Origin of the sequence: uncultured Pseudoflavonifractor sp. (assembly GCF_944387275.1) — a bacterium.
Classification (GTDB): domain Bacteria; phylum Bacillota; class Clostridia; order Oscillospirales; family Oscillospiraceae; genus Pseudoflavonifractor; species Pseudoflavonifractor intestinihominis.
The window spans coordinates 23,138-34,887 of sequence record NZ_CALXEG010000020.1; the positions used below are offsets into that span (position 1 = coordinate 23,138).

At 65.5% G+C, this 11,750-nt stretch carries 4 protein-coding genes; 3 read left to right on the forward strand and 1 reads right to left on the reverse strand.

All coding sequences use genetic code 11. From position 1 onward, the window contains the following. Positions 1-18: 18 nt before the first annotated feature. From Q0K23_RS06655 to Q0K23_RS06665, 3 genes are read left to right on the forward strand one after another with little or no spacing between them, the layout of a single operon-like run. Positions 19-1,839, forward strand: a complete 1,821-nt coding sequence (locus Q0K23_RS06655; protein WP_294519575.1) for a sensor histidine kinase — start codon at positions 19-21, stop codon at positions 1,837-1,839. Beyond that, on the forward strand, positions 1,836-2,789 hold the full coding sequence (locus Q0K23_RS06660; RefSeq protein ID WP_294519578.1) for a substrate-binding domain-containing protein: 954 nt from the start codon (positions 1,836-1,838) through the stop codon (positions 2,787-2,789). The genes Q0K23_RS06655 and Q0K23_RS06660 overlap by 4 nt, the downstream gene beginning before the upstream one ends. A 31-nt stretch (positions 2,790-2,820) precedes the next feature. Further along, positions 2,821-3,831 carry a galactose ABC transporter substrate-binding protein gene (locus Q0K23_RS06665; protein WP_294519581.1) on the forward strand — a complete coding sequence of 337 codons (1,011 nt, stop codon included), beginning with the start codon at positions 2,821-2,823 and terminating at the stop codon, positions 3,829-3,831. A 59-nt stretch (positions 3,832-3,890) separates the two neighbouring features. On the opposite strand, the gene Q0K23_RS06670 is transcribed toward Q0K23_RS06665, so the two are convergent. Then, on the reverse strand, positions 3,891-11,477 hold the full coding sequence (locus tag Q0K23_RS06670; RefSeq protein ID WP_294519584.1) for an endo-alpha-N-acetylgalactosaminidase family protein: 7,587 nt from the start codon (positions 11,475-11,477) through the stop codon (positions 3,891-3,893). Positions 11,478-11,750 lie beyond the last annotated feature (273 nt).

Below are 11,750 nucleotides of genomic sequence, written 5' to 3' on the forward strand. Positions count from 1 at the left end.
AGGCGGAAAGGAGGCGTTATGGGCCACGTATTTCGGCGTGTTGCGGGGCGGCTGGCGGGCCGGTACCGGAAGATGAGTATCCAGATGGTCATCGCCCTCTCCTTCACCATTGTGGCAGTGGTGGGGGTGGTGTTTATGGGCCTGAGCCTGGTGCTGCGGTTCTCCAACGCCACCTCGGCGCTGCTGGAGAAAAACACCCAGCGGGTGCTCCACCAGGTCAACCTGAACCTGGACAGCTACCTGCGGCGGATGATGCGCATCTCCGACACCATGTACTACCGGGTCATCAAATACACCGACCTGTCGGGCGGCAGCCTGTCCGACGGCATGAATCTGCTCTACGAGGAGAACCGGGACGCCCTGGTGTCCATCGCCGTCTTTGACGGCGGCGGGGCGCTGGTGTCCGCCGCGCCTCTGTCCGGGCTGAAGAGCTCCGCGCTGCCCCAGGAGAGCGGCTGGTTCCAGGCGGCCGTGGACAAGATGGAGAATCTCCACTTCTCCGCACCCCACGTCCAGCGGCTCTTTGACGACCCGGACTACCGGTACCGGTGGGTGGTGTCCCTGAGCCGTTACGTCCAGCTAACCCGGGGCGGCGTCACCGAGAGCGGCGTGTTGCTGGTGGACATGAGCTTCGCGGGCATCGAGCAGGTGTGCCGGGATGTGGAGCTGTCCAACGGCGGGTATCTCTACCTGATCGACGGGGACGGGGAGCTGATCTACCACCCCCGGCAGCAGCTGATCTACGCCGGGCTCCAGCAGGAGAACAACCAGGCGGCCGCCGCCTACCGGGACGGCACCCGCTGGGAGACCTTTGAGGGCAGCCGCAGGCAGGTCACGGTCAAGACCGTGGGCTACACCGGATGGAAGCTGGTGGGCGTGGTACCGGCGGACAACCTGGCCGCCGGGTCCCAGCAGCCACTGCTGTTCGGACTGTCACTGCTGCTCTTCTCCGCATTTCTGCTGGCCTTTCTCAACTTCCGCATCTCCGCCTATATCGCCGACCCCATCCGGCGGCTGGAGCAGTCCATCAAGGAGCTGGAGGCGGGAAAGGAGAACGTGGAGATCGAGGAGGCGGCGGGCTGCTATGAGGTGCGGCGGCTGAGCCACTCCATCCGCTCCATGGTGTCCACCATGCGCCACCTGATGGACGACATCATCGAGCAGGAGCGGCAGAAGCGCCGCAGCGAGCTGGAGGTACTCCAGTCCCAGATCAACCCCCATTTTCTCTACAATACCCTGGATTCGGTCATCTGGATGACCGAGGCAGGCCGGTACGACGAGGCCATCCAGATGGTCACCTCCCTGGCCCGCCTCTTCCGCATCGCTCTGAGCCGGGGCAAGAGCGTCATTCCCCTCAAGGACGAGCTGGAGCACGCCCTCCACTACATGACCATCCAGGAGATCCGGTTCAAGAAAAAATTCTCCACCCGCATCACCGCCCATCCGGGCACCGAGGGGCTGTACACCCTGAAGCTGATCGTCCAGCCCATCCTGGAGAACGCCATCTACCACGGCATGGCGGGGGCGGAGGACGACGGGCTCATCACCGTGGACGCCCGGCGGGAGGGGGACGACCTGGTCATCGACGTGGAGGACAACGGCATGGGCATGCGGCCGGAGGTGGCAGCCTCCCTGCTGGACGAGAACCGGCCGGAGATGCGCACCACCGGCTCGGGTATCGGCGTGCGCAACGTCCACCGCCGCATCCGCCTTACCTTCGGCGAGGGGTACGGCCTGACCATCTTCAGCGAGCCGGACGAGGGCACCCGGGTGCGGCTCCGGCTCCCGGCTCTGGACGAGGAGCAGGCGGCGGCCTGCCGGAGGGAGGACGGCCTATGAAAAAGAGACGCAGAGACCTGATCCAGCTGTCCATCCTGGTGGTGCTGGGTGCGGCGGTGATCCTCTCCCTGGTGCTGCCCCAGCTGCCGGGCAGAGGCCGGGAGGTGCAGCCCCTGGAGCTGTCGGTCATCTTCCGGGAGGCGGACACCGCCCTGTGGTCCAACACCCGTCTTGGCATGGAGCAGGCGGCAGGGGATCTGGGGGCGGAGCTGCGGTTTCTCACCCTGACCCGGACCGGGGACAGCGTCGAGCAGACGGAACTGCTCCGCCGGGAGGCCGACGGCGGCGCCGGCGCCCTGGTGGTGGTGCCGGCTGACCCGGAAAATCTGAAGCTTCAGCTGAGCGAGACCGTGGGCAGCTGCCCGGTGGTGAGCATTGAGTCCCCGCTGGAGGGGGCCGGGCTGGTGGTGGCCCCCGACAACGAGGCCCTGGGCCGGGAGCTGGCCGAGGCGGTGCTGGAGGACTGGAGGGGCGGCATGGTGCTGCTGCTGGACACTGCCGTCGGGAGCACCGGCGTGGCCGCCCGGCTGGACGGGGCAGAGGCGGTGCTGACGGCGGCGGGGGTGCCTGTCTTCCGACAGACCGCTGCGCCCGGGCGGCTGGCCGCCGGGCTGAGGGTGCTCTCCAGCGTACAGAAGGCGGAGGCCATCATGGCCTTTGACCCCTACGCCACGGAACAGACCATCCGGGCCGTGGAGGCCGGGGGCCTGGGCCAGCTGGTGTACGGCGTGGGGGTCAGCACCTACGTGGTGGGCGCGCTGGAGCGGGGCAGCGCCGCCGCTGTGGCCGCCTGGAGCGATTACGCCGCGGGCTATCTGGCCGCTGAGGGGGCCATCCGCCTGGCCCGGGGCGAGGCGTACACTGCGGAGGAATTGCCGTTTACCGTTGTGCGAGGGGAGGATATCTATGAGGCGGACAACCAGAAGCTGCTCTTCCCGGTCACGTCCTGACCGCCTGGCGGCGCTGGCCCTGGGGGCGGCTATGCTGCTCACATTGGCGGCGGGCTGCCGGGCCGACGGCGGCGGCAGGGACAACACCCTGCGGGTGGGGGTGGCCCTGTACACCCAGGACGACACCTTTATCTCCACAGTGGCCCAGGACCTGGAGCGGCTGGCCCGGGAGGCCGAGGGGGAGGACGGAGAGCTGAAGATCAACCTGTCCGTGGCCGACGGGCGGAGCAACCAGACCACCCAGATGGACCAGGTGGACCAGTTCCTCAGCCGTGGCTGCGATGTGCTGTGCGTCAACATTGTGGACCGCACTGCCGCCGCCGTGCTCATTGACAAGGCGGAGGAGGCGGGGGTGCCCGTCATCTTCTTCAACCGCCAGCCGGTGGCGGAGGACATCCAGCGCTGGGAGCAGATCTACTACGTGGGCGCCCGGGCGGAGGAGGGCGGCGCCCTCCAGGGCCAGCTGGTGCTGGAGGCGTGGCAGGCCGACCGGGCCCGCTGGGACCGGAACGGAGACGGCGTGGTCCAGTACGCCATGCTGGAGGGGGAGCCCGGCCATCAGGACGCCCTGCTGCGCACGGAATACTCGGTCAAAGCCCTCACCGACGCCGGGCTGGAGGTGGAGAAGCTGGCCAGCGACACCGCCAACTGGAACCGGGGCCAGGCGGAGGCCAAGATGAAGCAGTGGCTGGAGGAGTTTGGGGAAGAGATCGAGGTGGTGTTCTCCAACAACGACGATATGGCCCTGGGGGCCATTGACGCCATCCGGGAGGCGGGACTGGAGCCGCCCCTGGTGGTGGGGGTGGACGCCACCGCCCCGGCTCTGGAGGCGGTGGCCGCCGGTACGCTGCAGGGCACCGTCCTCAACGACGCCCAGGGCATCGCGGGAGCCATGCTGGACCTGGTGCTGGCCCTGAACAGGGGAGAGGACCCGGGGGAGGCGGTAGACCTGGAGGACGGGCACTATGTCTGGCTGCCCTACCGGCAGATTACCCGGGAAACGCTGGCGGAGGAAGGGCAGTTGCCCTTACCTGCAAACTGAAAAGGAAGAGCGCCTGCGAACTTGGTTCGCAGGCGCTCTTTTGTGCGCTGATGGGAAAATCAGATGTTCTGGCAGAAGCGGCTGAGGATGGCGGCCGCCTCGGCGCGGGTGGCAGTACCGGCGGGGTCCAGCAGGTTGCCGTTCTTGCCGTTGATCAGGCCCTGGCCGTTGGCCCACTTGAGGCCGTCGGCAGCCCAGGCGCTGACAGAGGCGCTGTCGGCAAAGCCGGAGAGGTCGCCGCTGACAGTGACGTCAAGGCCCTTGTACCGGGCATAGCCGTACAGGATGACGGCCAGCTGTTCCCGGGTGATGACATCGTCAGGCCCGAAGAGGCCGGTGTCATAGCCCTTCACAATGCCGTTGGCGGAGGCCCAGGCCACAGCCTCGGAGTAGTACTGTCCGGTGGGCACGTCTCCGAAGGGGGCCGCGCCGCTGACAGCGGGGGAGCCCTCCAGCCGGTAGAGGATGGTGACGATCATGCCGCGGGTGGTGAACATGTCGGGGCTGAAGGTGGTAGCGGAGGTACCGGTCATCAGGCCGGTGCTGCAGACATAGCGGATGTCGGGGTAGTACCACTCGCCCTCCTTCACGTCGGTGAAGGGGTTGACCCAGGTGAGGGCGGGATCGTAGCCGATGACATACTTGGAGAAGTGGCCGGTGACAAAGGTGACGGTCTTGTCCACAGCGTGGTAGGTGGTCTCACAGGGGGTGAGAGCGCCGTCCTCAGCCATGTAGTAGACCACGATGCACTCCGGCTTCTGGCCGTCCTCAGCGGCGTAGGGGAGGGTGACGGAGGCCAGGCCGCCGCCCAGGTCGCTGATGGTGACAGAGCCGCTGGTCAGGGTGATCTCGTATACGGGCATGCCGTTGGCGGCCGCCTTCTGGGCGTCGGTCAGGTCGTCCTCAGACAGAAGGGAGATGGTGAGGGTGACGGACCGGCCCTCCACGGCGGAGGCGGCAGCCAGCGCGGCGGAGTCCAGCGTGATGGTGCCCAGACCGGATACGACCCGCAGGGAGGCGTCCGCGTTGGCGCTGAGGGTCTTGAGACCGTCGGTGGGGAGGGTGATCTCCACGGTGCCGGCCTGACCCTTGACCACGAACTCCACCACGGGGGCAGAGCCGTTGGCCTGGGCGGCGGACAGAGCGCTGTTTACCGCCCGGTTCATGGTAAAGGTGGTGACGCTGACGGCGGCAGTGCCGGCGGAGACACCGGGCCAGAGCTGGGTGGTGACCGTGGTGGTGCCGTCGCTGGTGACCGGGCTGCCGGGCATGGGGATGGTGGACTGGGAGTCGCCGTCGTAGGACCAGCCTGCGTACAGGGTGATGGGGGCGGTCACAGGGGTATCGAAGTCGTAGCGGTTTTCACAGGCGGCCTCGGTGTACCAGCCGGTGAAGATGTAATCGGTACGGGTGGGGGCGGTGGGCTCGGCGGCCTTCTCGCCCTCCTTCACGGTCTGAGCGGCCACGTCGCTGCCGCCCTGGGAATCAAAGGTGACCACAAAGGTGTTGCCGGAGGGGACCATGGCGGCATCCAGGGCCTCGATGGCCTCCACCACGGACTTCCAGGTGGCAAGAGGCTCGCTGGCGGCCTCCGCCAGGGCGATGGCGGCGGTCAGCTCGGCGCTGGGCTGCTCCACGGCCTTGGCCTCGGCCAGCTTGGCCGCCAGCTGGGTGACAATGGCGGCGTCCATGTGGCCCTCGTTGGTGGTGCGCTTGGGGATGATCTTGCCGTAAGCGTCGGACAGAGCCTTCAGAGCGGCGTCCACCGCGGCCTGCTGGGCGGTCTCGTCCTTCAGGAGCGTCTCAGCGTCGCTGCGGGCCTTCAGGAAGGCTGCCACCTCGTTGCCGTCCACCACATCGTTCTGGGGGATGGCGGCGCAGAGGGTGTACAGCTCCTGGAGCTTGCTCTTGTCCACCAGGCTGTTCAGGGCGGCCTTGGCGTCCCGCAGGGCCTGGATCATGGCGTCCACCTGGGGAACGGTGACCTGCTCGGTCTCCTTGAGGGCCTTGGCCTCGGCGATCTTGCTCTGGAAGGCGGTCCACTGCTCATCCTGCTGGTAGTAGTCGGAGGAGACGGCCTCCATCTCAGTGATGACGGCCTGGAGTCGGTCCAGATCCTCCGCCTTGGCGTAGGCCACCAGGGCGTCCTTGGCGGACTGGAGGGCGTCCTGAGCCTGCTGGAGCTGCTCCTGAGTGGGCGCGTCGGCATCCAGGACAGCCTTGGCGGCGGTCATCTTCTCGGCGAAGACAGCCCAGGTCTCGGGGGTGTAGTCCGCCTGGACCAGCGCCTCACACTGGGTGTACAGGGCCTGGAGAGAGTCCTTGGAGGCCTCGGAGATCTCGTCCACAAAGAAGTTGTCGATGGCGTACTCAGAGATGCTGCCCGACTTGGTGATGTCCACATAGTAGTCGTCGTAGTCGCCGGTGGTGAAGGTCAGGGTGACGGGGGCGTTCTCACCCCAGTTGCCCACGGCGGAGCACACGAGGGAGCCCACCACGGCGTTGGCGGTGTCCTGAGCGGCGGCGGCCTTGTCCGACTTCACAGCCAGGGTGAAGACCTGTCCGGCGCTGCCGGCGATGTACTCCAGGCCGATGGTGTACTTGGTGTTGGGCTGGAGGCGCAGGGTGTGGGGCAGGGTGCGGAAGTAGTCGCCCGCTCTGGTCTTCAGGGAGAATCTTCCGTCAATGGTGTCGAAGGTGTAGGGCGCGTTGGTCTCGGAGAGGTGGCTGGTGTCCGACTCGGTGGACACGAAGGGGCCGTAGCCCTCGGTCACGTTCTCAAAGTCCTCGTAGAAGTAGTGGGAGCCGTAGTCGCTGGGGGTGTGCTCCACGATGCGGACGTCGTCAAAGTGGACGTAGGAATTCTCGCCGGTGCCGTTGGTGCCGGTGAGGGCCAAGGTGACGGTGCCGCTCTCGGGGGCGGTGAACTCCACCCACATCCGCTGGAGGTAGCGCTTGTACTTATCGGTGTGGTGGATGCCGTAGACCACGTTGCTCTCGGTCATGTAGTTGGTGGCCAGCTGAGTGTCGCCGTCGCTGACGGTGATGGAGGCGGTCTTGCCGCTGACCTCGGCCCACACGGAGGCCTGATAGGTCTTGCCGGGGGTCAGGCCGGTGATGGTCTGGGTGGCGGAGCCGTCCTGGCTGCCGTTCATGACCAGGTAGGTGTTCTCGTGGTCGTTGTCCCAGAACTGGGCGTTTTCCACCGTCCAGCCATAGCCGGGGGTAAAGCTGTCAAAGCCGGCGTCCTTCACCAGGCCGCCCTCGCCCCAGTTGTAGCTGGTCAGGCTGCCGGTCACATCCACATCGGCGTCGCCCTTGTAGATGACGTAGGGAGTCTTGGCGTCGGCATTGATCTTGACCTGATTGCCGTTGATGACCTCCACGGTCTTCATGTCGGTGCGGCCCTTGTCGGAGAGCTTGAACACCTTCACGCTGGTCTGGCCGGCGAAGGTGGCGGGCAGGGTCCAGGTGCTCTCGCCGCCGGAGGGGTTCCAGTGGTAGATCTTCTCCACACCCTCCACGGTGAAGGGGATGAAGATATTGTTGCCTCTGGCCACCTCGTTGCCGTCCAGGGTGATGACGTTGGTGCCGTTCTCCATCTTGGTGACCACGTTCAGCTTCTCACCCAGCACCACCTCGTTGGTGTTCTCCCACTGCATGATGGGGTACTGCACCAGGAAGCGGTTGGGCAGGACGCTGGTGAAGAAGTGCTCCAGGGAGCCGTTGTAGTCGGAGGCGCCCTGCCAGCCGTTGATGCCGGAGACACGGTTGGTGCCACGGAACAGATTGCTGCTGCCGAAGATGTCCTGATACTGGTTATTGACGAACCGGATCAGGTTGCCGGCCAGGCTGTCCTGGGTCACATGGGCGCCCACATGGTGGGCCCACACGCTGTGCTGGTCCACGGCGCTGGGGTACTCGGTGGCCATGGCCATGCCCATGGAGTTGATCTTGCTCACCAGGGTGTACATGGGCCAGCGGGTCTTGTGGTACACGTCCACATAGATGAGGTCCAGCATGCCCTCGGTGTCCTCGTTCAGCTGGTCCAGACGGGCGGTCATGCCCTCATCGGACTTGTCCAGGGAGTCGTTCTCGTGGTTGATGAGCCGGGCCACATCGTACCAGGGCCAGCCGCCCAGGGAGGTGGCCAGACGGCCGTAGGTGGAGCTCTCGGGGTAGGTCTCGGTCTCGTTGATGTGGATACCGATGTTGGTGTTGTAGTCCTCAGACACGGACAGCAGGGTCTTGAAGTCGGTCAGACCGCCGGCCGCCTGGTTGTAGTTGGCGAAGTCGTTGTTGTTGGAGTCGTGTCCCTGGCCGTTGTAGCCCTTGATGATGACGGTCTGGGGGAAGTTGTCCAGACCCAGGGACATCTTCTTGATGTTGTCCAGGATGCGGAGGAAGGGGTACTGGGCGGCGCTGCCCACGTCCATGGCGATGGTGTTGTAGCTGCCCATGACCACCTCGTAGCCGTAGGCGTCGGAGGTCTGGCCGTCCTTCTGGCAGTCGTCGCGGCGGGCGATGGCGCCGTCCTGGTAGTCCACCTTGTTGTCCTGGTTGCGGTCGCCGGTGACGGCCACCTTCACCCAGGGCTCAGCGAACATGATCTCGTCGTCCAGGCCACGGTAGGGGAAGCCGGTGCTCCACAGGCCGGTGGTGGTGTGGTCGCCGTTGCGCATGGTCTGGTAGGAGATGCCCCGGTGGCCGTTGTAGGTCTCGTTGTTGATGCTGGCCGCCAGCTCGTTGTTGCTGATGACCACGATGGAGGCCGACTGGTACATGTCGGCTGCGGGGGCGGTGGTCAGGTCGGTGCGCACCTCGCTGGTGCTGTAATTGGCAGCCCGCAGCTCGGCCCCGGCCTGGGCGCTGGACACGGACACCAGGCTGTGGACCGGGAAGTTGATGTTGTAGAGGTGGTAGGCGCTGTCGTCGATGTTCTTCAGCTTCATCTGAAGGACGTTGTTGGTGACAGTGAACTCCACGTCAAAGGTGACGGTCTGGGTCTCAGACACGTTCACGGTCAGGTGGTAGGTGGCGGTGCTGCCGGTAAACTCGGAGGTGACCGCAGGCCTGTACTCCTTGTTGTTCAGCTCCACCACATAGTAGGGGATCTCCTGGCCGTTCAGGGTCTTGCCGTCCAGGGTGTAGCTGATGACCCGGGGGAAGCTGCTGTCCATGGTGACGGACATGCTGTCGGAGGAGATGACCTTCTCCTCACCGGTGGACTCCTCAGCCACGGGCATATCCACGGAGGTGACCTTGAAGCTGAGCAGCTCCATGGTGGCGCCCTTCACGATGATGCCGGGCAGGCCGTTGCCGCCGTTGAAGCAGTCCACGGGGCCGGACCAGACCTCGTAGTTGTCCACCCACACGACGGCGTTCTTCTCCAGGAAACGGACCCGGACCGTGTAGGGCACTGTGCGGTTGCCGAACATCTGGTTGCCGTCGTCATAGTTGGGCAGGCTCATGTTGCCGGAGCTGGAGGTGGGGCCCATGGCCACGTAGCTGGAGGTGCCGGCATACCGGGCCAGAGCGGAGAAGGAACCCGAATCGGTGGTCAGATTGAAGGTGAACTCCACGTCGCAGTTCTTCAGCTGGGGGGCGCTCTGGTCCACCAGGAAGGCGTTGGAGGCGTTGGAGATGATGAGGGCCTGCTTCTCCGCGTCATAGCGCAGGTTGGCGCTGCCGGAGAGAACGGCCATGGGGTTTTCGCCCTGGGTGGGGTCGGTGGTGAAGTCCCGGACGTAGTTGATCTGGCTGTCCTGGGGCTTGGCCTGGACCAGCACGTGGAAGGAGGCCTCAAAGCCGTCCTGGAACACAAAGGTAAAGGCGGCGCCGCCGGCTTCCTTCATCTCCTCGGTGATGAGGGAGCCCTTCAGGGTGACGGTGCTGCCGGACACAGTGTAGTCGGTGTCCTTTGCCAGCTCCTGCTCGCCCAGTTTGACGGCGGTCAGCGGGTTCTGCTCGGCGGTCTCGCCCAGACGGACGATCATGTCGGCGGTACCCGCCTCGGCATAGGTCAGGGAGTACTCCTCAGGGCTCAGTTCCACGGCGACCCGCTGGCCCACCACGATGTTGTCCAGCTTGGCCTTGCCCTGGTTGTCGCCGGAGTCATAGCCCCAGACCACCGCGCCTACCTTACCGGAGCCGGTGCCCGCCAGCTCGGGGATGTCCTGAGAGAAGACCCGGCTGCCGTCGATGGTCACAGTGACCTTGGTGCCGGCGAAGTCCACGCGCAGGTTCTTGGTGGCGTTTTTGTCCCAGGAGCCGGCGTCGAAGGAGGCGACCTGGGTGCCGTTCTTGGTGATCTGCCAGGAGCTGCCGATGTCGTAGACCACGCTGACATAGTTGCCGTTGTCCTGGAGGCGGAAGGCGATGCCCAGACGGCCGCCGGACAGGTTGGTCACGTCGGCCTGGAGGAAGCCGTTCTCCACCTCGGGGGAGCGGCCCACCACAAAGAGCGCCTTGGTCAGCATGCCGTCCACCTTGGACACGGTGGCGTAACCGTTGGCGCCCTCGCCGTCCTGGAAGGTGACGGTGCCGTCGCCCGACTTGAGGGCCAGCTCACCGCGCTTGGAGGCGTCGGTAAAGGTGACCAGGTAGTTGCCGTCAGCGTCGGTCTCGTCCACGGGCTCCACAGGCTCCACAGGGGGCTCCTCGGGCTCGGGCAGGGGCTCCACCTGGACGGCGCCCATCTCAATGGCGCTGACCTTGATGTGGCCGCGGGCGCTGTCGTCCCCGTCGCCCCACACCCGGAAGCCGATGTGGCCGGCCTCCTGGCTGATGGCGGGGTCGTCGATGGTGCCGTGGGCCACCTGGATGCCGTCCACCAGCACCCTCACGTCGGCGCCGCTGAAGACCAGCCGCAGGGTGAAGGGGGTGCCGGCCTCCACGGCATAGGAGGCGTCGGCAGTCAGGCCGCCCCACTTGTTGCCGCCGTTGCCGCACCAGCCCCATTTGCTGTCATCATAGCTGATGCCGGTGTAGTGGGTGCTGTCGGTGTACCGGTAGAGCAGGGCAAAGCGGGAGGTGGTCACAGGGGTGATGGTGGCCTGGACGTAGCCGTTGGCCAGGGCGGGGGACTGGGCGTCGCAGTAGGCGGTGTTGCCGTTGGCGCCCGTGCCCCACAGCTCCATCTCATTGTCGGCAAATGCGATGGTGCCGGTGCCGCTGTCCGCGCCCACCTGCCAGCCGCCGTGGGATTCCTCGGTAAAGGAGGAGAGGGCGTAGGGCTCCTCCACGTCGGCCTGGGTGACCCGGATCTCGGCGGCGGAGGCAAACTTGGCGCCGCCCTCATCACAGGCGTTTACAGCCACCAGCTTGATGTACTGGATGTAGTAGGGCGTAAAGGAGGCGGTCTTCCACTCGTGGTCTGCCGCCCAGTCGCCGGAGGCGATCTTTACAAACTGATCGCCGTCAGTGCTGGCCCAGATCTCATACTGGGTGATGGTACCGTTGAGCTGGTTGCCCTGACGGGGCAGGTACCGCAGGCCGTCCACCGGGATGTCGCGGCTCTCGTCGCCCATATCGGCAGCGGCCAGGGGAGAGACCTGGGCCTCCGCTGCCGGAGCGGCGCCGGCAGGGGTCTCCACGGCCAGGGCCGGCATGCCCAGCAGAAGGCTCAGGGCCAGCAGGCCTGCCATCTATCTTCTTGCCATTCTTTTCATATACACGCTCCTTCTCTGATCAGTGTATTCCTTCCTGTGTACCCTTCGGCGGCCTCCTTTCCTGGGGGATTCCGTTCACCTTGGCACAGTATGCGCCGCCGCTCCCCACAGCGGTTTTGCATATGCCCCAAATTCCATATTGTGTTTTAAATTCAAAAGTGTGAGCAGGGAGGATTTGTGCAAAGTGAACATGGTGATCTCACGCCCAGCATATCATAAAATCTGGATGAAGTCCACTTTATCGGAGAA